A 21,027-nucleotide genomic window follows, 5' to 3' on the forward strand; every position below is an offset into this window, starting at 1 on the left:
GCGTCGAGCTGGGCCTTGAGCCTGGGCGCCTGGGGCTGCCAGGGCTGGGCTGCCGAAGGTCGGGGCCAGATGCTGCGTGTCGAAGAAGCTCAGCAGCGCCGCGGTCGCGCGCGCATCGCCGCCCGCCAGCTCGCGGGCGGCGAACTGCCACGTGCGGTCCGCGTCATAGTCCTTGTCGTTCCAGCCGAACGCAGCAACGCCGGTCACCGCGACGCGGCTTGGCGCCTCCTGGTTCATCGGGTTCGACAGGATCCCCGTCAGTTCGCCCGCCAGCCCCGCCTCGCGCCGCGCATAGGGCGCGAGCAGCAGCCGCCCGGTGGTCTGCGCATAGTCGTTGACCGGATAATTGTCCCACAGCAGCGTCTTGCGCCCGAAGGCCTTGGTCGCGGTCTTCGCATCGGCGATCGAGATCGCGGGGGGGGACGACATCGGTGCCGGTCCACTGCACCACGACGCGGGGATCGAGATATTTGCGCAGCGCCGCCTTGTACGGGGTTTCCTTCGCGTCGTAATATTCGGTCGGGACCATGATCAGCGGGCGCGACGACGGATCCTTCGCGAGCAGATCCGCCTGAACCGCGTTCAGCAGGCGCGATTGCGCGATGCCGGCGGCTTCGGCGCCTGATGGTCCGAAACTGGCCTTGTCCCGCTCGCAGTTCCATTTGGTATATTCGATGTCGTCGAGCGCGACGTAGAAGCTGTGGACGCCGATCGATCGCAGCGCGGCGAACTTGCGTTCGAGCGCCTGAGCATCGGCGGGGTCGGAGAAGCACACAGATGGGCCCGGCGAGACCGCATAGACGAAATCGACATGATTGCGCCGTGCGGTCGCGACCAGCGTGCCGAGCGCGGACAAAGTCGCCGCGGGATAGGCCTCGCGCCAGCGATCGCGCGCATAGGGATCGTCCTTGGGGCTGTAGACATAGGTGTTCGCCTTGACGGTGGCGAGGAAGTCGAGATGCTTCGTCCGGTCCGCCATCGTCCAGGGCTTGCCGTAAAAGCCCTCGATCGTGCCGCGCATCGGCATCGCGGGATGATCGTGGATCACCAGCGCGGGAAGGACCGCGCGTGCCGCGAGCTGTCGGAACGTCTGGACGGCATGGAATAGTCCGTCCGCGTCGTGGCCCGCCAGCGTGATGATGCCGCTGTTGCCCGCCGCGAGCGTGGCGATCGTATAGCCTTCGGGATGCGTGTCGCGGACGGTACCGGCGCGGGCCAGCGCGTCGCGGACGATCGCGGTATCGCCGGTGCCGAGCAGGATGTGCGGGCGATCGGGGGCGGCGGGCAGCCGCCGTGCGGTCGTGATCGTCGTGACTCCGGCGGCGCGCAGGATCTCGCGGACCAGCGCGACGCTGTCACCGTCGGTGCCGGCGGGGGCGACGAGCACCACCGATCGGCCGAGCGTTATCGTGCCGGCCTGAAGCGCGACCGACGTCGGCGCGGGGAAGATGGCGGGCATCGTCACCGGCTGCGCGGCACCCTGCGCGGAGACCGTGGTCGCCAAGCCCGTCGCGATCAGGGCCGCGTACGTCCCCGTCATGGCCATGCATCGCGTCATAACAGCTCTCCGGTATTTCATTGGTATTATGAGAGCGGTTTAGGCACAGGACGGCGTCACGGCAAGGCGTCGCTGCCATGGCGGCCATTGCCGACAGACTTTGGTCAGGATGGGGTGACCGACCTTGGGCCCCTATCGCAGGGCCGGCGGGACGTCGGGTCCACGCGGCGGTCGGATGAAAAAATGCCGCTGACCCTTACGAACTTCGCATGTGACCCGCTATTCTTCAATGGCTTAGAAACAACGGGGCTACTTAAGCGAATTTTGGCAGGGTGTACCCCTGTCACTTATGAGGTTCGTCCGCCCGCGGGGGAGTGCGTCTTGAAAATGCGAAACCGATCCTCTCGAAGATGGTCGGCTCAGCCATGTCGCTGCGGGCTATTGCCTGGAGCTCTCGCAAGGTGTTTTTACAAGCGTAAGAAGATGCGTCCAGCGAGTCCTCGGCAGACTGATAGTCTGCACGAAGTGCCGCTTCGAGCCGCATGACGCAGTCATGTGCCGCCTCAGGCAGGATCCAGCTATGCCGGAAAGTAGTTTTTCCTAACTGGTCCATGGCCGTACGATAGATAGTCACACGACGGTTCGTGTCCTCGTCATCCCGGTCGTGGCGGAAAATTGCATCTTGATACGCGAGCTCGAGGTAACGTCGCATCTCGTTCAGGGCGTCAAGAATGTCAGAATAGGCGGCAGCCTTGCGATCCCAAACCTGCTCACGAACACGTTTGACCTCGGCGAACCGCGAACCAAGCCATACGGCGACAAGTGATGCAATTGAGCCGGTCAATAGAGAGGCGAAATCAGCCATCATCCCGAGGGAAGCAGACCTCGCCAGCCGAGGCAAGCACCCAGCTACTAGGTGGCGATTCGCCGCGTCGAAGTGAAGCGGTGTGTCATCCGTTCAGGCGCCAATGTGAATTGCGCCAACCGCGGTCCATTTCCCTAGACCAGCGGCCCTCGCAATGTCGCCGCCCTTGCGACCTAGGACTACTGAGTGAAGGGATAGCGCCGTGCTGACAAGCGCAAGGACCGCGACGAGAGCTCCGGCATCGTGCCACATGAGGCTTGACTGATCCTCGTAGCATGCGGCGTATCGTCGGCCGTCCGCCAGCAATTGTATCGTCGTTCCGGTCGTGGCGCCGCACAGCTTACCCACGCTGTTGAGGTTTATCTCAAGTGCGGATTCCGGATTCGGCGGTGCCAGAAGACAATGTCTTGCATCATCGTAGATGCCTGTCGGCCCGCGACCGATCGGCAGAACGAGCAGGGTAACTGCATGCATTCCACCTGCAGAAGGCGCGGTACGGCTCTCCCATTCGCCGAAGCGCCCATCGAAGCGTCGCGACCGAAGCATCGTGCCCAGGCGTAGAAGACTTGCAAGATCCTCTTCCCCGGATTCCTGATCGGTAGACGCGTGGTGCGCACATCGAAGTAACGGACCTGACCATGCAGGGGCCGGACGACCGGGCCACCCCGACGACGTTCGCAAGGCTCTGTGCGTCCCATCGCCAGCGGATTCATTCCGCGTGGCGCGGAAGGGTAGCCCTCGAGACGATGGTGGGTGACTGGCATTCGCATCCGTCCGGGCCGTGCAGTCCGTCGCCAACCGATCGATCCGCCTGGAGGTGTCTGGTTCGCGGCAACGGCCTGCCCATGCTCGGCATCATCGACGCGGGAACGGAGCTGCCGGGCGTGTTCCTGACGGCCGAAAGCCGCGCGGCGGCCGGCATAGAGCTTGCCCCTGCCGACAATGACGTCGACGCATTCTTCTTCACGTCCTCCGGAACGATCGGCTGATCTAGGCCGTCGAGGACAGGCAATGATGTATCGCGGGTCACTCGGAAACGCGGTCACTGGCCGGGACCCGGCGATCAGGGGGTGGCCGCCCATGATCGGGAAACCGAAGCGACGGTGACAGCGACGGGCAGAGGTGCAACGTCGGCCATTGCGCTCGCGACATGCTGCTGTCGAGCCGTCCCGTCCCACATCTTGTCGGATAGACGACGGCGTACGGGCTGATCGAGACCCGCCCACCAGGTAGGCGTCATCTGTACGTTTTCGGAAATCTCAAAGCAGAACGCCGCGATCCGCGCCGCTTTTTCATCGTCGTCAATGGCGAGAAAGGAGTCGATGAACCGTCTGGGCGCACCAGTCTCGGGACCACGCCACGCGAATATGACGGACGTCCTTCCGCCAAAGCTGGTGATCGTGAAGGAAAGGTCGGCGGGTCTGACACCGATATTTCCGACGCCCTGCAGCCGCCGGCCGGCGAAATCCAGCTTGGGATAGAACGCGCAGGCGGTGGTGACCGGAAGCAGGCCGTCAAACTCGATCCGGCAGAAACGCACGTCGCTCCAGTCCTGCCGAACGAGACGATCGTCGAGCTCGGCCTTCTCGAAGAGAAGCAAATCGTAGCTGCTCTGCACGCCGCGCCCGTAGCTCAGACAGCTCGACCGGCCGGAGCGTCCGGCATACCGCCAGTCCCTCCATCTCGACACTGCGGAGATGCACGTCGCCGGGTGACGCTGTGAGGGAGGGAAACTGCTGATTGCAGCCGCTCTTCTAGAGCAGCCTCGTTGCTCCTCGATGCGTGCTCGCTGCCCTGCTGAACCATTGGTATCTTGCCCCTGTTCGGCACCATGTCGTTGCTCCCGCACAAAGGAGCATCGTCATGGCCCGTAACGATCCACAGACTGGCCCCTCCCCGACCGACGCCTGGCTGGGCTGTCCGTCCGACGCCGCCCCGATCACCGTCGTGCGCGCCAGTCTGGTCATGATCGGCGGGACGCATCATGTCGCGATCCTGCGCGAGCTTCGCTCCGGCGACGTGGTCCTGGCCGGCGGCCCGGTGTGGTCGAGGTCGATCGAAGACGAGATCGAGGCAGCGGACGTGTTCGAGGGCCTGGGGCTCGTCGGCGACCATCTCGTCTATCTCGCGGAGACCGCTCTCGTCCTTGCAACGTCCAGCGTGGACGACGTCGTCGACGAGCACCTGAGAAGCGTTGCCGCGGAGCGGGAGAAGGAGCGTGCGAAGGCCGCCGAGAAGGCGGCCAAGTCCGAGGCGAAGGCGCTCCGCGACCGCACCATCGCCGTCTACTTCACCGGATCGGACAAGAAGAAGCTGGGGGTGGAGCTGAGACGGGGGCCCCACGCTCCGCCGTTCCTCAAGCTGACCTTCGGGGCGGAATGGGAGCGGGAACGCTTCTGGGACTGGCTCAAGTGGCAGGAGCACCGCCACGAGGAGATGGCCATCAAGGTGGAGGAAGCGGGCGCGGACGAGGTGGGCCGCGAGCTTCTGTACGAGATGCTGACGACTGAGCAGGCGGTGAAGAAGCGCGGCCTGGGTGCAGGCGGCCGGCGCCCGCTGCTCTTCTGGAGGGGCGACCTGTGATCACCCCCCGCTCGGGCGCCGTCGCCACCGAGACCTTCGTGATCGGCGACGTCGAACCATCGATCCGCATCGCCTTTCCGACGACGGCGGACGCCCCGACGCTAGGCCTGGATCAGCCGACCCGGCTGTCCGGCGGCGCGGCGCTGACGCCGGACGCGCTGTCGTCGGCGACGGGACTCGATCACGTCCCGGGCCTGCGCTCCTTCCTCGCGGAGGCGTGCCGGAGCCAGGCCGCGGCCGGGCGTAGCTGGTTCCGGCACCCGCCACTCGTCCTCGTCGGCGCCGCCGGATTCGGCCGCGGGCATGTCGCCCGCCGCATCGCCCATCTCACCGGCGTGCCGCTGGTGGAAGCCTGCGGCTCGGAACTGAACGATGCCGGCGAACGAGAAGGCCGGTCCACGCGCTGCATCCCCATTCCGGTCCTCGCCATGGCGCTGACACGCTGCGCCAACCCGATCGTCCTCCTGGATCTGGGAGAGAAGCCACTGGACCCGCTCGCGTCCCGACGGCTCGTCGAGATGCTGGATCCGGTCCGCACGGGACGCTGGCTGGACGAGGGGCTGGGATGCGTCTTCGACCTCTCCAACGTCTCGTGGATCGTGCAGGCGTCCGAGACGTCCCATTCCATCGCAGCCATCGAGGCGCACGGCGGCAGGGCGATCGCCACCGTCAGATGCGCCGATACGCGCGAGGAGCTTCGGCGCCTCTCCATCGCGCAGCAGGTCGCATGCGACGGAGAGGGCGGCGCCTCCGATCCTCATATGGTCGGCAACATCGTATCCAGGCTTCGGCGCCACTTCATGGATGACGTCCCCACCGGCAGGGCGCTCTTCGATCACGCATTCGCCCTGCGCGACCGGGCTGGATCCGGCGAGTGAGACGCCGGCCGACGCAGCGCGCGCCGCCGATCGTTGTGCGCCCGAACTCCCATGAAGCGATCAGCAAGGAACGACGACCATGAACGACATCGATACCAGAGACCCTGCCTTGGGCACGCCGCCCCCCTCCGGCGCGCTCGTGCGGACCTCGACCGTTCGCACCATCGTGGTGAACGGCCGCAGCCACCTCTTCGCCGGCGAGGACATCGGGCCGAGGGATCTCGCCCGGCTGGCCTTTCCCGAGCAGGAGGGGCGCAGCTACGCTGCGCTGACGGTCGCCTACGAAGGCGGACCGCTCGGCGCCGCTTCCGGGCTGATGACAGGCAGCGTCAAGACACCGGTGACCGAAGGGCAGAGCTTCAGTGTCTCGCTCACCGACAAGTCCTGACCCGCAGCTGAGGCGCCTGCTCGACGAGGGTTACGACGCGACCCTCGTCGGCGGCATGCTGGTCGTGCGCCATGTTCCGTACGTCGCCCCGGCCCGGGGGCGGGGGCGCGTGAGGCTCGGCACGCTCGCCGTCATCGCCTACATCTCCGGCAATGTCCTCGTGCGCCCGCACGGTCACATGGCGTGGTGGGTTGGTCAGCCCCCCTGCGATGCGGACGGCCATCCGCTCAAGCATCTGATCGCGGGCGCGGAATCGCGGCAGATCATGCCTGGTGTCCAAGCCGATCTGCAGCTCTGCAACAAGCCGAAGGGGCGCGAATTCCATGATCACCACGAATACGTGACCACTTACGTCGCGATCATCTCCGCACACGCCCAGCGCCTCGATCCACTCGCGACAGCCCGGGTCGGGGCGCCTGCGTCCCAGGTCTGCACAAGCAGTCCCTTCCGCTACGCCGACACCGCGACTGCCCGCGCCGGCACCGGCGCGGCAGCGGAGCGAATTGCAGGTCAAACGGTCGGGATCGTCGGGCTGGGCGGGACCGGCTCCTATGTCCTCGACCTCGTCGCCAAGTGCCCAGTCTACGCCATCCACCTCTTCGACGCCGACCGGTTCGAGCAGCACAACGCCTTCCGTTGTCCCGGCGCTTTCGCGATCGAAAATCTCCGCGCCCCGATCGCGAAGGTCGAGCTGCTGACCCAAGTATACTCGCGCCTGCATCGTCGCGTTGTTCCCCACCCGATGCGCATCGACGCAACCACCGTCCCCATGCTCGATCTGCTCGACTTCGTGTTCGTCTGCGTCGACGACGGTGCCGCCCGACCGCCGATCCTCGAGCACCTCGCTTCGCGGGGCATTCCCTATGTCGATGTCGGAATGGGGCTGTCCATGAGCGACGATGGTGTCGTCGGCGCGGTCCGTACGACGCTTGGCACGCCCGCGACGCACGATTCGCTATCATCGCGGATCCCGTCGACCGGCGATCCCGCCGGGCTGTACGCCTCCAATGTCCAGATTGCCGAACTCAACGCGCTGAATGCCGCTCTAGCCGTCCTGGCGTGGAAACGCATGTTCGGCTTCTATGCCACCGGTCGAGACTTCGATCACGGCATCTTCGTCGTCGAGACCGGAGCGATGCACCGCGAGGGACGGGTCGACCGGAAAGAGCAGGCATGATTGCGGACGCGACTGGCGGTGGCAGGGACGGCCATCCGCGGCACGGCGAGTGCCTCGATCTCGATTGATCTACGCACGAGAGTCGGGCTGCTCCAACCGTCCCGATACCTTCGACATGCTCCACCTCCCTTACGGCGCCGATCCGCTTCTCGGTCGCGGCATCGTAGAGCAGGCGCCGGCTCCCCTTGGCTTGCTCCGTCGCCGGTCCTGGTCACGGCTGACAGAGCGTCCGGTATCAGGCGACGAGCACGCGGCGGGACCCGCGTTCATGAGCCAGCGGCTCGTCCCGCGGGCGGCATCGACACGCTTCGCCAGAGCGGGTCCGCGGCTCTTTCAAAGCGTTGTCTCGACCGAATTTGACGCAGATCGGGGAGTGCGACGACCGGCATCGGCGCGGAGAGGGGCGGCGACGCCCAGGCGCTTCGATGTTCAGGAGGCTGATGAAGGGGGCCAGTCGCACGATTGAGCCTCTTTTCTCATGACGGTCCGCGGTCCCAATGCCCCCCTGTTGCCGACGCGGGCTCCTTCCTAAACGATCCCGACGCAGCTTTGACATTCCTCGTCGAAGCCCCGTATGGCCGCTCTGCCGCCTCACGGGAGGTGAGAGCCGCAAAGCGTCTTGGGTCCTTCCGCGAACATGCCCTCCTGCATGCGCCGCTGGCTGCTCAGTCGCCTCCGGCCAGGCGCTGCTCGGCTGTCCCGTGCCGCCGACCGGGCGCAGGTTCCCAGTCCACGCGTCGCCTTGGACCGGTTCTGCACGCAAGCCGAAATGCCGCCTCAGCCGGATGATTATATCGAAGGGAAAAGAGATGAGGTCACTCGACATGTCGGGCGTCGATCCGCTGCGCTGGACGGAGGTGCGCGAACGCGTCGCCGTGGTCGTCGCCTACCTCGCCATCGAGCGTCCCACGGAGGACGACCGAATGGAGCACGCGGGATATCTCGGCCTCGGCCGCACGCAGTTCCTCAAGCTGGTGCGGGCCTGGAGGACGCACGGAACGGCAGTCGCGATCGCAGGCGCCAAGTCCGAGCGCGAGAAGCCACGGACGGGCTGGAGGGCGCTTCCGCCCGCTTCGGAAAGCGTGATGCGCAACACGCTCGAAAGGCTCGGTCCCGACGTGAGACCGTCGGTCGCCACCGCTGCCGTGACAGCGGCGCTGAGGGCGCAAGGGCTCCAGACCCCCGATCGATCGACGGTATGGCGCCGGCTGATGGCGATCAGGCGGGATAGGGGCCACGTCGCGGACGCGGGCGACGTGGTGGTCGCGGAGTGCCGGGTGCGACTGCCGGTACTCACGGACGGCACGATCTCGATGCCGAGCCTCCTGATCGCGGCATGTGCCGCGGACGGCCTGATCGTAGCCGCGCTGACCCTGACCGACGAACGGCCGGATTTTGGCGGATTTGCAAGAGCGGCGCTGGCGGCATCGCGATCCGGCTGCCTGACCGCCGACCGCGCCTTCGCCGCCGCCTTCGACGGCGCGGAGGGACTGCGTCGGGTTGGACCCGGCATCGCGCGCACCAGCCTGTCGCGCATCATCGGGCGCAGACTCGGACGTCTGGAACTTCAGTTCAATCGAAGCCGCCGTCCCGCCGATCGACTTCTGCGCACGGACGACGACCGGCCGCTGGATCCTGCGGACGCGAGGCTCGCGCTGGAGGCCGCGATCGTGCAGCACAACGCGGCCCGTGGCGGATCAGGCGGGTTCAGGCTGCTCTGAAGGCCGGTGATGTGGCCGGCGTGCAAAGAACTCTAGCGCGGCGATCAGCCCCGCCGAAGGGCCCGACGCAGGGTCGCCTTCGAGATCCGGCAGTATCGCCGCGTTGTGGATCTCGACCTCGACCTGAAGGCGAGCGGCGTCGTCTACGGCATCCTCCGCCTCCTGCGCATCGCCGCCCGTCGACTTCGCCAGCCGATCGGCCGAGAGGAAGAGCATCCGGCCCATGCGGTCGCCCGCCGCCCTCCGCAGATAGCGCCCTGGCTTTCCGGCAGGCTGCACCACCGGCAGCTCGGCCCACGCTGCCTCGACCCCGATCTTCAGAAGACCGTCGTCGAGGCCGGTGACCAGCTCGGTCTGTTCCAGCCGCTCAGCCCACGCGACTTCCTTCAGCGATCCCGTCCCGATGCGGCGCAGCGCGTCGCCCGCGGCCAGACCGTAGCCATGTCCGGCCCGCCGGGCGTCTCCCAGCGCGGCACCGAGTACGAGCTGCGTCCGGCGATCGACGATCGCGAACGCTGTGCGCTCGGGCCGATCCAGATTGGCCATCGTGAATGCGCAGCAGTCGAAGTTGAGGTGGACGCCCGGCCGGGTCCGCCTCTCGCGCCTGCGCTGTTCCTCCAGCACCTTTCGGCGCAGCGTAGCGAAGCTCGGGATCTGACCCAGGTCGGCGGCGGCGAGAACGGCCAGCCGTTCCACCACCTCGCTGATGACGATCCCCCCATTGGCGGACACCTCGTCGAACGCCGTCGTGACATGCGCGCCGACCGCATGATCGTAGTCGCTCACGCGGGCCCGCGGCGCGGCGGTGAGCACTTCCACCGACGCCAGCGACGGTGCCGCCCGCCACGCTTTGGCCATCTCGTAGGAGTGGTTCTTCTTCAGTCCGGCCGCCGCTGCCGCCGCCGCCGGCTCTCCGGATCCTTCTTCCGGCTTCCACCCGGCGAGCGCGTCCATGCGCCTCATGGCGACCTCGCGCTGACGCTTCGACATCGCGAGCCATAGCGCCAGCTCCCGCATCGGCAGCGGATCACTGAGGAGGCGGTTCAGCCGTCGATCGAACTCGATGTGCGAGAGTCGATCCACTCATCACGTTCACCTGCCGCATTCCCGCCTGTCATCTTCGAGGCCTAGCAGGTCGCAGCCACGACAGTCCAGAAAGTTCATCAGCATGTGACTTATTACTTACGCAGGAGGCTGGTCACGCCTAGATGAAAGTCACAGGATGATGAACGTTATGCCGGAGGTCGGCGGGGTTCGACGGAGGTCACGGGATGGATCGTCAATGGAAAGCGAGTGAAGTCTGCTTCAGGCCCTTTTCCCGCAAGGGTACGGGACCACCGGCCGGCATGGGCCACGGCTTAAAGTGGGCCGGCCCGCGATAGTCGACGATGGCAGCCTGAAGCCGACCGCACGACGACACACTGCCTGACAGTGACGAACATGACGAGCCGCCTGGCCAGGCGGACCCGACACCTGTCGGCGAGGGGGCTGTCGGCAGTCGACGATCTGCGCCCTCGGGAGAAGTAAGTATGCATGACATCTATGGCTCTGGCGACCGTCTCGAACTCGGCGCGGAAGCGCGTCGTCCCGGCGCCACGATCGTTCTCCGCAAGGGCCGCTCGGCTCCGCGGACGGCTATCGTCGCCGACGACGTCGGCGACGTCGATCGCCTGGAGCGGTTCGTCGCCTCCTGCCCGGACGTCAGCGGCTTCCGCTTCGATGCGCTGGCCATCCACATCGACGACTGGTCTCAAGTCCGCAAGATCGGCGTCCACGCCGTCGTGGAATGCCTGTTCAGGACGTGGCTGGTCAGCGTGCACGAGGACGGAGCGGACGCCTTCCGGGCGACGTGCTACCTAGATGCCGCCGCGCGACAGCTCGGCCTCCTCCACCAGGTCGTGACTCCCATGGCTGTCGCATGCTCGTCGGCTAGGTTCGCGACGCTGCCCGGTCTGACACAGGCTCTCAATCGCCTTGAGACCCTGTTCGGTACGATGCTGTTCGATCGGCGCACTACTGGCGTTCTGGTGACACCCAACGGAGCGCGCATTCTGCAGCGTACCCGGCGGGCTATGCACAGCTTCACACGTGGCTGCAGGGCCGTGACCGGGACCTATGGAGTAGAGAAGTTCGATCGCTACCTAACGACACCGCACGTCCGCGGTCTGATCGCGCTGGCGGAAGCTGGCGGCTTCTCGAGCGCGAGCGAGACCGCAGGCATCTCCGCGCCGTCTCTGCACCGTGCCGTTCGCGGATTGGAAACGCTGTCAGGCACTAGTCTCGTCGAGCAACGGGGCCGTGGCGTGGAACTCACACGCGCTGGATCGAGACTTGCGCGAAGTTTCATGATCGGGGTCGCAGAACTTGCTGCGGCGCTTCAGGAGACCGCAGACCGGGGCGGCCACCTCTCCGTTGGGGCAATGGCGTTGTCGCGGTCCCTGCTGCTGCCAGCGACGCTGGCGGATCTATTGAAAGAACAGCCAGATGTAACAGTCGACGTTCTAGAAGGGTCGTATCTCGAGCTGGTCGAACTGCTCCGCAGCGGCAAGATCGCCATTCTCATCGGCGCGCTCCGTGATAACCCCGGGACAGACCTTTTTCAGGAACCACTATTCGCGGATCGACTCACCATCATAGGACGGGCCGAGCATCCGCTTGCCGGCAGCGTTGCCGGGTTTGAGCAATTGGCGGCCTATCCTTGGATTGTCGCCCGTAGAGCGTCGGGCCTGCTTGATAGGTGGCAGAAGATGTTCGATCGGTCCGGGATGGTGCGTCCGGAGGCACCCATACAATGTGGATCCGTTGCACTCATCCGAGGCGTCTTAGTTCGCATCGACTTCCTGACTCTTCTTTCGAAGGACCAGGTTAGTGCCGAGATAGATTCCGGCGCGCTCGTGAAGATCGATTCCTACATACCTGATACCATGAGGACGATCGGCGCAATTACCCGTCGCGATCAGATACCGACGAAGCTACAAATATCGTTCATGATCTGCCTGAAAGAAGTTGCCGCGAATGTAGGAAGCGATCCTTCGGATCATGCGACACCGAGAGCGCGCACCTGAAATCGCGACGGCGGGCGTCGCCTCGTCGGATCGGCGATCGATGCATAGAAGTCGAGGAGGCCTGTCCGCGCGCCATTTTCGGCGCGGTCGCCCGATTCGGGATCGTCGAGAGACGCTCCGACGAACGATCATCAACTGTCCCGTCGAGCGGCGGCCCGGCCCACCGCTGGCGCCGCTTCCGCACCCCCCCGAGTCGACGGCTTGAACCGAAGGCATATGCCAAAGGAGGAGACATGAACTATCGTGATATTGGATTACCGAACTACCTCGAACTTGCCATGTCGGACGGCAGTTGGAGGGGCGTCCATTTCGTCGACGGCGACGCCAGGAGGAAAGCTCTGCGGTCGGGTCGCGGTGAACTCGACAGGATCGCGATCGGGGTGAGGCTGCTTCCGGTCGGAAGCAGCCTCGTATCTCGGCCAAGCGTGGATCTGGAACCCGGGCTGTCCCCCGGCGATGTTGCGGGCTCGCGACAGCTCATTTCCGGTACTCTGGTGGGCTTCCCCGATGAAGACGACTTCGATCCGAGCGACGACATCACGCCCGAGACGGATGCCACGGCGCGGGAGGTTCGACCTGCGTCCGCGGGACGCTAACACGGGCTGGTGGATGCGCTTCAGGCCGAGCGCGGCAGTGCTACCCATGCGGCATTCGCGCTGCTCGTCGATGCGCTCGACGGGGTTGCCGAGGGTGATCCCGACCGCGGCGCGATCCGATCCTGCTGCAGCCTGCATCCCGATCCGACGAGGGATCTCTACATCAACCGCGGCGGAACGCGCTTTCAGTGCTTTTCATGCGGAGCAGGTGGAACGGAGATCGACTGGCTTGTCGTACGTCGTGGCGTATCCCGCCTGGAAGCTGGCGGAATCGTCGCTGCGAGACGCTGAACGGGAATGCTCCTCTCGGACGGCGAAGTGATCGCACGGCAGGCGCGTACGTCGCGATCCGAGCCGCCGTCGGCGCGCTCCGGCGTCATGACGATCATCGCTCTATCGATCGTACGACTTTTCTCACACTAGGCCTGAGCGCCTGGATGATGGCGTCGAAGGCAAGTCGCCGCTCCGAGAAGGTCGCGGCGCCGAGCACCGGATGGACCTCGACATGACGCTCTTCGACGCGCTCGCTCGCATGAACGGACGCGTTGAACCTATCGGCCGATGAGCGATACGGTCTGGCCCGGCGATATTTGGTCGGGACGTCCGGGACGCGGCTTCGCAAGCACGCCTTTCGGGAGGCGTTCCCTTATTATGGCCGCTTTACATACACGGCATCATCGACGCCGCTCTACTGTGCCCGTACTCCATCCGACTCCGGCGGGGGATGGAGGCACCGCCGACGTCGAACGTCGGGAACCCGCTCCCGAGCGAGCCGCCGGCGGAGTTATAGATGCGCGATCCCCGATACGATATCCTGTTTGAACCCGTGCAGATCGGTCCCGTCAGGACGAAGAACCGGTTCTATGTAGTGCCCCATGCAACGGCCATGGGGATGACGGCACTCGAGCAGATGATTGCCTTCCGTAGGGTGAGGGCGGAGGGCGGCTGGGGTGTCGTCTGCCTGGAAGAGACCATGATCCACGAGACGTCGGATCACGCGCCCCTACCGGATCCGCGGATGTACGACGACAAACACATCGAGCCGCTGTCGCGGGTCGTCGCGGCCATCAAGGAGCATGGCGCGCTGGCAGGCGTCGAGCTTGCCCATGCGGGTGCCTCGGGTCCTGCCATCTACCATCGCGAGCATCCGCTATCACCTACGGGCAAGTACCCGCATTACTTCATCAACCCCATCTCCGCGAGGACGATCGACCGGCAGGACATCGCCAATTTCCGCCGGTGGTACCGCGATGCCGCGCTGCGGGCCCGTGAAGCGGGTTTCGACATCATCTATGTGTACTGCGCGCACAACCTATCGCTGCTGCAGGACTTCCTGGACACCCGCGTGAACAAGCGTACCGACGAATACGGGGGCGTATTCAAGAACCGTGTCAGGCTGCTTCGCGAGACGCTGTCGGACGTCAAGGACGCCGTGGGCGACAAATGTGCGGTGGCGGTACGCTTCGCCGTCGAGGACCGGCGCCGTGCGTCCAACATAACGGCGCTTGAGGATGGTCGACGCGTCGTAGAGGCGCTGGCGGACGTCCCGGACCTGTGGGACGTGAACGTCAGCGACTGGGCGTGGGACAGCGGCAGCAGCCGCTTCTTCGAGGAGGGGCAGCAGGAGCCGTTCATCGATTTCGTCAAGAAGGTCACCAGCAAGCCTGTGGTAGGTGTGGGCCGTTTCACCTCGCCCGACGCCATGGTCAGTCAGATCAAGCGCGGCGTGCTCGACTTGATCGGTGCGGCGCGGCCATCGATCGCCGACCCGTTCCTGCCGAACAAGATCGATGCCGGCCGACAGGACGACATCCGGGAATGCATCGGCTGCAACGCCTGCACCGCGGAGGTCATGACCTCGTCCAGGATCCGCTGCACCCAGAACCCTTCCGCCGGCGAGGAACACGTCAGCGGCTGGCATCCGGAGGACGTGTCCGAGGCGCACGATCCGGACGCGTCCATCCTCATCGTGGGCGGCGGGCCCGCCGGTCTGGAAGCGGCTCATACGCTGGCGAAGCGCGGATACCAGGTCTCGATCGCAGACGCGGGCAGCGAGTGGGGGGGGCGGCTCGTGAGGGAGCGCCGGCTGCCGCGTCTGAGCGCCTGGGGCCGCGTCGTCGACTACCGGGTCGGTCAGTTGCAGACGATGCCGAACGTGAACATGTATCTCGACAGTCCGCTCGGCGCCGACGACGTCGCCGGGTTCGACGCGGACCACGTCATCGTTGCCACAGGTGCGAAGTGGCGTGGCGAGGGCGTCGGCCGCAATCACGATGAACCGATCCCCGGACACGACCTTCCCCATGTACTGACGGCCGAGGACATCCTCGACGACAGGCTGCCGGAGGGTGGGCGCGTCGTGGTCTACGATGAGGACTACTATTACATGGCCGCCGTAATCGCCGATCGTCTCGCCAAGGCCGGATGCAAGGTCACCTACGTAACGACCGCCAGCGATCCCTCACCGTGGACGCACAACACGCTCGAACTCGTCCATGTCATCAATCGATGAACGAGGCGGGAATCGAGATGGTGGTCGGTACGTCGATCGTTTCAATCGCCGAAGGCAAGGTCACCGTCAGTCGGCAGCTCGACGGTCGGGAGTGCGAGATCGCCGCCGATACCGTGGTGCTCGTGACGGGTCAGGTCTCGAACGAGGCGCTCTATCATCAGCTCGTGGAGAAGCGAGACGCCGGCCTGATCCGCTCGGTGGAGCGGATCGGCGACTGTCTCGGTGCCGGACAAATTGCGCAGGCCACGTACGACGGCAGGAAGGCCGGCATGCGGTTCGGGACAATGGCCCGATGATCTGTCCGGACGGCCGGGCGTCCGACCCGGCGTCCGGCTCACGGGCTGGGAGCCTGTATGCCAGCAGTGAGGAAGTTGACCATGTGCGCGAGCATCTCGTCCTTCGATAGTTGCTGTATCTTCCCCTCGGTCAGATCCTCGATACGACCCAGGTCGTTCAGCATGAACAGGTAGGTGCCTACCAAGAACGCCATGCGCAGGCCGATTGTCCTCTTGGGGATGTTCGGGAGAATGTCGGCTAGCGCATCGACGTACCGCCGGACCGATGCGTCGTAGACCTCGCGCCGCAGTCGCAACGCATGTTCTTCCGGCTCGGCGTGGAGGCGCGCCTGAAGGCGAACGAACGCCGCACCCGCCTCGCCGCTGTACTTGAGGTCCCATTGAGGCTGTAGATAGGCGCGGATGATCGACTGGACCGACAGGGGCTCGCCGCTTTCCAGCAACCGGTCGAGCAGTACGTGGCGATGTCCGGAGAGCAATCCGCCGCGGCGGCGGTAGACCTCGTCGAACAGTTGCTGCTTGGTGTCGAAATAGTACCGTATGAGGCCCTGGTTGACGCCGGCGCGCTCCGCGATGTCACGGATGCTGATTCCTGCGTATCCGCCTTCGGCAAACGCCACCTCGGCCTTGTTCAGGATCGACTCCCTGTGATTGGCATCCTTACGTGGACGCCCGGGCTTACGCGCCTTCGCCGTGAGGGCTTCCCGCTTCGCCTCCTCGGCACCGATCGCTTCGACTTCCATCCCAACCGCTTCCGACATCATGGTTTCCCAGGGCAGTAGCCCGGATCGGGCGGGCTAGGAAGTCACCTGTCCCATGTCCTTGTCGCGGCCGGCGGTCTCATCAAGCGTTCTAGCGAGCCACCGGATCATGAGGTCGGCGATCTCGTCGCTGTTGGTTTCGCTCATGAGCATGTGGCCGTTACCGGTGATGCCGTGCTCCTCAAGCAGGAAGTGCTCGAAAATCGGCGCTCTCGCTCGCACGAAGGCGGCAGCGCGGCTGTTCGCGTCCCGCATCCACGTCGCTTCACCAGTTACGATGGCGATGGGCCTTGCGAACGGATCGTGATGACCTCGGTAGGGTAACGCGGCCAAACCGTTGTCGAAGCACCCCAACGGATGGACCATGCCGGGGTATCCGAACGGCTCCGCCGCGACCACGGCCACCACGCTCGGGCCCCCAATCGCGGTCAGGGCCCAGCCGCAAGGCCCGCCCATCGAATGACTTACCACAATCGTAGGCCCGGTCAGTTCGAACAGTTGCTCGGCGACCACCTCGACGTGGCGTTGGCTGGCGCCGAGCGTGGCGGCCATCGGCCCCTGTCCAGCCATGAACCTATCGCCCGCTCGCGGATTGACGGGCCACCTGTCGTGCCTTGCGGCTTCCTTCCACAACGCGTTTTCCGCGACCTCCACGAAACGAGGGTAAAGCGCTTGGTAGTCGGCGGCCGGCTGCTGGGGACCTAGCACCCTGTCGTTCCAGGTCGAGCGCCCGTGCCCCGGACGGTCGATGACATATGTGGCGTATCCCGCACGTAGAAAGCGATGTATCCATCCAGGTCTACCGTCGGGTGTCCGCAGGAAGTCGGCGCCCTGACCCCCGCCGCCGTGCACCAGAAGCACGGAGACGGGTCGCCGGTTCATCGGGACGAACCACTGTACGTAGGCGTTGATCCCGGGCCAGTCGCGGTCTCCGTCATGAACGCGTCCAGTGGTCAGGAAAACGCCTCCGAAATCTGCCAGCTCGAAAGAGCGCGGATTACTCAGAACTGCGTCTCCATCTGCTTGGTGAAGCTGAGCTCGCGCTCGAGGAGCCGTTTATCCCCGGCGACCGTGCGCAGGAATTGGATGCGATCGTCCTTATCCTGTCCATCCTTCATGTGGTAAAGGCTGCGCAGGTTTCCGGACGCTCGAGGAGAAGTGATCTCCGCGAAAACACGCCGCCGGTCGCGCTCGTAGAACTCGAGCATTTCCTCTCCCGCGCTGTCGTGGATGACCCGGTTCAAGGCGCCGATCAGGGCGAAGGCGTCGAACATGCCACCGGTCAGGCCGAGACCACCGGTCGGATTCGTCACGTGTCCGGCATCGCCGACGAGCAGGATGCGGCCGACGCGCATGCGGTCGGCGATGCGCTGGTGCATGCGATAAGGGGAGTAAGCGAGGACTTCATACGGCAGATCCGGCAGGTGATCGGCGAACATCTCGCCGATGCGCGCCTCGATCCCCTCGATCGGCAGGTCGGGATCCTCGACGAAGGTCACGCGCCAGACTTCGGGGTCCTCGATCTTGCAGATGATCGACCCGTGCTTCTGATCGAGTTGCATGACGGACTTCGGGTAGTCGCGCGAGGACAGGTCGATTCTCGTGTTGGTTGCGACATAGCGCTCCGGCCAGGTCGTTCCGAGGAACTGCAGGTTAAGCACGTTCCTGCGCACGGTGCTGTTCGCGCCGTCCGCTCCGATGAGGTAGTCGCCTTCGATCACGGAAGGCCCGTCTGGGCCCTCCACCTCCACTATGACACCGGCATCGGTCTGGCGGCAGGAGGTGAGCCGGGTGCGGAGCAGTATCTCGACGTTCGGAAGCGCAGAGGCGCGCCGTGCCAGGATCTTGGAAAGAAGCCCTTGGTGAAGGTGCAGCGCGTGGCCGCCCATACCTTCCGGCGACCACTCCCACTCGATCATCTCGCCGGTGCTGTGAATGTGCCAGCCGAAACTCTGTCGAAGGAACCTTCGGCGAGGCAGTCCTGCAACAGTCCGAGACGTTCGAGATGAGGCAAGACGGGGTAGTGGTAGACGAGCGCGCGCGGCTTGTCGTTGAACCGATCCTCCGCCTCGAGGATGGTGACGCGCGTCCCCTCCTTCGCAAGTCCGAATGCCGTCAGCAGCCCTATAGGCCCTGCTCCTACGACGATCACATGCTGAGCCATTTCCGTCCCTCTCCTTTTTTCGTCTGAGTACTCAAGTACTCATGTTCTCGCATCTAGAGCCGTCCGAACCATTCGATGACGTCAGTCGCGTCGGTGACGTCTCCGTACTTCTGCGAAATGTCGTACAGGCTCGCCTCATGGGGATCCGAAGCCCGGTCGGCGCAGCAGTCCCGCGGCACGAGGACGGTGAACCCGGACTGGACCGCGTCGACCGCCGTGGCGCGAACGCAGCCCGACGTCGTCGCCCCGGTTATTACCGCGGTATCGACGTGAGCCGCCGTCAGAAGGGACGCCAGGTTCGTGCCGTGGAACGCCGACGCACCATGCTTGACGACGATGGGGTCACCTTCAACGATTCCCGTCGCCACATCGATCTCGACCAGCCGACTCCCCGCAAGAAGCGCTCTCATGCCAGTCGCCTTCCGTAGCCAGGGCAGCGTCTCTACCTCCCAAGGCTGGTAGGCGATCGTCGTATATATGACTGGGAAGCCGCGGCTTCGTGCCAGGTCGGTGATCTCACGGGTCTTGGCGATCTGCGCGCGCATGTCCGCCGCGGTCGGATAGCGCGTGTCCGTGAAACCGTAGCTGAAGTCCACGACCACGACTCCCGGTCGTGTTCCGCGGGGCACCTGCCGGCCGAAACCAGCCTTCTCATAGACATCAACCTGCGACATCGTACACCTTGCGACCGCTCGCGAGCAGCTCCTGTGCCGCGATCGCGCCGTTCAGCACGACGGGCTCTCCGTCGAGGAACAGCGAGCAACCTCGCAGCGGGATGTCCAGATGACAGTCCGTATCGTTCGCGCCGCCGAGTTCGTTGTTCGGACCGGTCGAGAAGAGTACGTTTCCTAGGAAGCTGCGCGGCTCCATGCCCATGCCACCGGGGAACTCGCCCGGCGTCATGCGATGCCATTTCGCATCCGGGTTCATGCCCCAGCCGATGTGGCTCATGGCGAAGCCCCGAGGATCGTCGAAGTCGGCCATGTAGGATTTCACGATGTCCGCCTCGAAGCCGCCCCGGATCGAAGTCACGATGCCCTTCTCGATCGTGTACGTGATGGGTTCGCGAACGTAGAGATTCTGTGGAAGCAGGACATCTCCTGGGGCGACGACGAACTGACCGTCCACGCCATCATCCGCGCCGCCGGTAAAGACGAAGCCGGAAGGCCAATGGTCCCAACGACCGGGCTCGTCCGTGCAGGCGTATTCAGTCACGGTCGGGTAGGTGCCGAGCTTGTAGGTGACGTCGGTACCGTGCGGCGAGGTGATGTGCATCGACTTCGCCCCTGCCAGCAGTTCCCCGGCGATCTCCACCTTCTCGCGCAACTCCCGGGACGGAAGCATGCGAGCCAGCAGTTCTGGCGGTTCGACGACCGTCAGCACCCGCGCCCCGGCGGCCTGGATGGCCATCTGCTCGGGCGAGAACAGGAGGAAGATGCAGTCGATCACCATGTCGACGCTCTTCAACGCCTCCACCGCTTCGGGCATGCGCGCGAGCGGCGTCTGACCGACGGCCCAGCTGCCCATCGGCGGTGGGGCGGGCAGGCGCATGTGATAGATGTTGGCCTTCAGCGCCCGACCTGCTGCAAGGAAGGCGTCGGCGTAGTCCAGACGCTCATCTCCCTGGGTGAGCACCACTAGCCGCTCGTCGGCCCGTACGCCCGACATCTTCAACTGATGGAGGCATATCTCTGCGAAACTAGCGTGATCCATGTGCGGCCTCGTCGATATTTGCTTTGAAGCCTGCGACCGCCTGCAGAAATCCGTTCAGATCGTCCCACGGGATCATGTGCCCGGCTCCTTCGACCGTCACCACGTCCATGGCTGGCGCAAGCGACCGGATCTCGGTGACGTCCTTCGCCTCGATCACGGGCGAGGCTCCAGCGACGATCAGTCGCATCGGTACGTCGATATGCGGCAGGTCGGCATGGACATCGTCGGCGTGGAAGCCGTCATAGGCGGCCTTGATGGCGTGCAGTTCGCATGTATGGAGCCACTCCGCGCGCAGCGCTCGTTGTTCGACCGTCCATGTGGGGCAGAACGCCTTCATGTCGTCTGCCGAGCACCCGCGCTGTGCGAGTAGGATCGAGTCCTCGTACCAGGCCCAGGCCGAAGGATAGACGCGCCGATCTGGTCCGCTGACCGGCGGATCGGCCAGGATCAGACCGCCGAACGCTTTCGGCGCCTTTCTCGCAGCGCGTATGGCCGTGCGCGCGCCCATCGAATGACCGAGGACGACCGGACGGTCGAAACCGAGCTTCGACACCAGATCCACGACATCGTCCGCCATCGCATCGAGCGAATAGTCGAGGTCGCCCGCTTGGCTAAGTCCGCGTCCGCGGACGTCAAGGACATGCACCTCGTATTCGTCGACCAGACCGGAGGCAACGAAGTCCCAGGTGACCGCAGGCGACGTGATTCCGGGAACGAGCAGCAGTGGGTGACGCCCGGATCCGACATGTCGCACCAGATGATGCCGGATGCCGTTCGCGTGAACGTTGTAACCGAATGGGACGACCATGG

The 21,027-nt window shown here is 65.0% G+C and carries 18 protein-coding genes and 3 pseudogenes; 10 read left to right on the forward strand and 11 right to left on the reverse strand.

Translation table 11 applies throughout. The features are described 5' to 3' along the window. From NI18_RS26605 to NI18_RS06410, 3 genes and pseudogenes are all read right to left on the reverse strand, one after another. Nucleotides 1-429 (reverse strand): beta-N-acetylglucosaminidase domain-containing protein (locus NI18_RS26605; RefSeq protein ID WP_306286264.1); only part of this gene is annotated, 429 nt, incomplete at its 3' end. 49 nt (nt 430-478) lie between these two features. Next, nucleotides 479-1,579 (reverse strand): annotated as a pseudogene (locus NI18_RS06405) (beta-N-acetylglucosaminidase domain-containing protein); the annotation flags it as partial. A 262-nt stretch (nt 1,580-1,841) separates the two neighbouring features. Next, complete coding sequence (locus NI18_RS06410; RefSeq protein WP_128082103.1) at nt 1,842-2,363, reverse strand: hypothetical protein; 522 nt, start codon at nt 2,361-2,363, stop codon at nt 1,842-1,844. Nucleotides 2,364-3,208: 845 nt separating this feature from the next. Here NI18_RS06410 and NI18_RS26610 point away from each other — a divergent pair. Then, entirely contained in the window at nt 3,209-3,352 is a 144-nt protein-coding gene (locus NI18_RS26610) for a hypothetical protein (protein WP_306286265.1), read from the forward strand. 74 nt (nt 3,353-3,426) lie between these two features. Here NI18_RS26610 and NI18_RS06415 read toward each other — a convergent pair whose 3' ends face one another. After that, the gene (locus NI18_RS06415) at nt 3,427-3,981 is read right to left on the reverse strand and encodes a hypothetical protein (RefSeq protein ID WP_037528863.1); all 555 of its coding nucleotides are present in this window, start codon (nt 3,979-3,981) and stop codon (nt 3,427-3,429) included. 245 nt (nt 3,982-4,226) lie between these two features. Between NI18_RS06415 and NI18_RS06420 the strand changes: the two genes are divergently transcribed. The 5 genes from NI18_RS06420 to NI18_RS06440 all read left to right on the forward strand — a co-directional run bounded on the left by NI18_RS06420 (nt 4,227) and on the right by NI18_RS06440 (nt 9,110). Continuing rightward, the gene (locus tag NI18_RS06420) at nt 4,227-4,946 is read left to right on the forward strand and encodes a hypothetical protein (RefSeq protein WP_037528864.1); all 720 of its coding nucleotides are present in this window, start codon (nt 4,227-4,229) and stop codon (nt 4,944-4,946) included. Continuing rightward, nucleotides 4,943-5,824, forward strand: a complete 882-nt coding sequence (locus NI18_RS06425) for a hypothetical protein (protein ID WP_037528865.1) — start codon at nt 4,943-4,945, stop codon at nt 5,822-5,824. Before NI18_RS06420 ends, NI18_RS06425 begins: the two co-directional genes overlap by 4 nt. 79 nt (nt 5,825-5,903) lie before the next feature. After that, on the forward strand, nt 5,904-6,212 hold the full coding sequence (locus NI18_RS06430; RefSeq protein WP_037528867.1) for a hypothetical protein: 309 nt from the start codon (nt 5,904-5,906) through the stop codon (nt 6,210-6,212). After that, nucleotides 6,187-7,389, forward strand: coding sequence for a ThiF family adenylyltransferase (locus tag NI18_RS06435; protein WP_084215063.1), 1,203 nt, complete (start codon nt 6,187-6,189; stop codon nt 7,387-7,389). Before NI18_RS06430 ends, NI18_RS06435 begins: the two co-directional genes overlap by 26 nt. A gap of 809 nt (nt 7,390-8,198) precedes the next feature. Next, nucleotides 8,199-9,110: a hypothetical protein gene (locus NI18_RS06440; protein ID WP_128082104.1), complete on the forward strand. Its 912-nt coding sequence runs from the start codon at nt 8,199-8,201 to the stop codon at nt 9,108-9,110. Here the strand turns inward: NI18_RS06440 and NI18_RS06445 are convergent. Further along, entirely contained in the window at nt 9,087-10,127 is a 1,041-nt protein-coding gene (locus tag NI18_RS06445; RefSeq protein ID WP_128082105.1) for a hypothetical protein, read from the reverse strand. The genes NI18_RS06440 and NI18_RS06445 overlap by 24 nt on opposite strands. A gap of 512 nt (nt 10,128-10,639) precedes the next feature. Between NI18_RS06445 and NI18_RS06450 the strand changes: the two genes are divergently transcribed. The 4 genes and pseudogenes from NI18_RS06450 (at nt 10,640) to ndpC (ending at nt 15,579) form a co-directional block, all read left to right on the forward strand. Continuing rightward, a complete protein-coding gene (locus NI18_RS06450) occupies nt 10,640-12,175 on the forward strand; it encodes a LysR family transcriptional regulator (protein WP_052149030.1) in 1,536 nt (511 codons plus the stop codon). Nucleotides 12,176-12,408: 233 nt separating this feature from the next. After that, a complete protein-coding gene (locus tag NI18_RS06455; protein ID WP_128082106.1) occupies nt 12,409-12,771 on the forward strand; it encodes a hypothetical protein in 363 nt (120 codons plus the stop codon). Nucleotides 12,772-12,780: 9 nt separating this feature from the next. Next, nucleotides 12,781-13,062: a hypothetical protein gene (locus tag NI18_RS06460; RefSeq protein WP_037528875.1), complete on the forward strand. Its 282-nt coding sequence runs from the start codon at nt 12,781-12,783 to the stop codon at nt 13,060-13,062. Between the two features lie 499 nt (nt 13,063-13,561). Continuing rightward, nucleotides 13,562-15,579, forward strand: a pseudogene (gene ndpC / locus NI18_RS06465) (6-hydroxypseudooxynicotine oxidase). 38 nt (nt 15,580-15,617) lie between these two features. Here ndpC and NI18_RS06470 read toward each other — a convergent pair. From NI18_RS06470 to NI18_RS06495, 6 genes and pseudogenes are all read right to left on the reverse strand, one after another. Next, the gene (locus tag NI18_RS06470) at nt 15,618-16,322 is read right to left on the reverse strand and encodes a TetR/AcrR family transcriptional regulator (protein ID WP_037528957.1); all 705 of its coding nucleotides are present in this window, start codon (nt 16,320-16,322) and stop codon (nt 15,618-15,620) included. A 54-nt stretch (nt 16,323-16,376) separates the two neighbouring features. Next, entirely contained in the window at nt 16,377-17,222 is an 846-nt protein-coding gene (locus NI18_RS06475) for an alpha/beta fold hydrolase (protein WP_306286266.1), read from the reverse strand. 119 nt (nt 17,223-17,341) lie between these two features. Next, nucleotides 17,342-18,504 (reverse strand): annotated as a pseudogene (ndpD, locus tag NI18_RS06480) (6-hydroxy-3-succinoylpyridine 3-monooxygenase NdpD). 53 nt (nt 18,505-18,557) lie between these two features. Continuing rightward, the gene (gene ndpG, locus NI18_RS06485) at nt 18,558-19,178 is read right to left on the reverse strand and encodes a maleamate amidohydrolase (protein ID WP_037528877.1); all 621 of its coding nucleotides are present in this window, start codon (nt 19,176-19,178) and stop codon (nt 18,558-18,560) included. Beyond that, complete coding sequence (ndpE, locus tag NI18_RS06490) at nt 19,165-20,217, reverse strand: 2,5-dihydroxypyridine 5,6-dioxygenase (RefSeq protein WP_037528879.1); 1,053 nt, start codon at nt 20,215-20,217, stop codon at nt 19,165-19,167. The genes ndpG and ndpE overlap by 14 nt, the downstream gene beginning before the upstream one ends. Next, the gene (locus tag NI18_RS06495; RefSeq protein WP_037528881.1) at nt 20,204-21,025 is read right to left on the reverse strand and encodes an alpha/beta hydrolase; all 822 of its coding nucleotides are present in this window, start codon (nt 21,023-21,025) and stop codon (nt 20,204-20,206) included. The genes ndpE and NI18_RS06495 overlap by 14 nt, the downstream gene beginning before the upstream one ends. Between the last annotated feature and the right edge of the window lie 2 nt (nt 21,026-21,027).

This window comes from Sphingomonas sp. Ant20 (genome assembly GCF_000783375.1).
Classification (GTDB): Bacteria; Pseudomonadota; Alphaproteobacteria; order Sphingomonadales; family Sphingomonadaceae; genus Sphingomonas; species Sphingomonas aerolata.

What these genes read in the sequence shown, in the direction of transcription:
- NI18_RS06410 (WP_128082103.1), bottom strand. Translation starts at nt 2,363, where the DNA reads ATGGCTGATTTCGCCTCTCTATTGACCGGCTCAATTGCATCACTTGTC.
- NI18_RS26610 (WP_306286265.1), top strand. Translation starts at nt 3,209, where the DNA reads ATGCTCGGCATCATCGACGCGGGAACGGAGCTGCCGGGCGTGTTCCTG.
- NI18_RS06420 (WP_037528864.1), top strand. Translation starts at nt 4,227, where the DNA reads ATGGCCCGTAACGATCCACAGACTGGCCCCTCCCCGACCGACGCCTGG.
- NI18_RS06430 (WP_037528867.1), top strand. Translation starts at nt 5,904, where the DNA reads ATGAACGACATCGATACCAGAGACCCTGCCTTGGGCACGCCGCCCCCC.
- NI18_RS06440 (WP_128082104.1), top strand. Translation starts at nt 8,199, where the DNA reads ATGAGGTCACTCGACATGTCGGGCGTCGATCCGCTGCGCTGGACGGAG.
- NI18_RS06445 (WP_128082105.1), bottom strand. Translation starts at nt 10,127, where the DNA reads ATGCGGGAGCTGGCGCTATGGCTCGCGATGTCGAAGCGTCAGCGCGAG.
- NI18_RS06450 (WP_052149030.1), top strand. Translation starts at nt 10,640, where the DNA reads ATGCATGACATCTATGGCTCTGGCGACCGTCTCGAACTCGGCGCGGAA.
- NI18_RS06455 (WP_128082106.1), top strand. Translation starts at nt 12,409, where the DNA reads ATGAACTATCGTGATATTGGATTACCGAACTACCTCGAACTTGCCATG.
- NI18_RS06470 (WP_037528957.1), bottom strand. Translation starts at nt 16,322, where the DNA reads ATGGAAGTCGAAGCGATCGGTGCCGAGGAGGCGAAGCGGGAAGCCCTC.
- NI18_RS06475 (WP_306286266.1), bottom strand. Translation starts at nt 17,222, where the DNA reads ATGAACCGGCGACCCGTCTCCGTGCTTCTGGTGCACGGCGGCGGGGGT.
- ndpG (WP_037528877.1), bottom strand. Translation starts at nt 19,178, where the DNA reads ATGTCGCAGGTTGATGTCTATGAGAAGGCTGGTTTCGGCCGGCAGGTG.
- ndpE (WP_037528879.1), bottom strand. Translation starts at nt 20,217, where the DNA reads ATGGATCACGCTAGTTTCGCAGAGATATGCCTCCATCAGTTGAAGATG.
- NI18_RS06495 (WP_037528881.1), bottom strand. Translation starts at nt 21,025, where the DNA reads ATGGTCGTCCCATTCGGTTACAACGTTCACGCGAACGGCATCCGGCAT.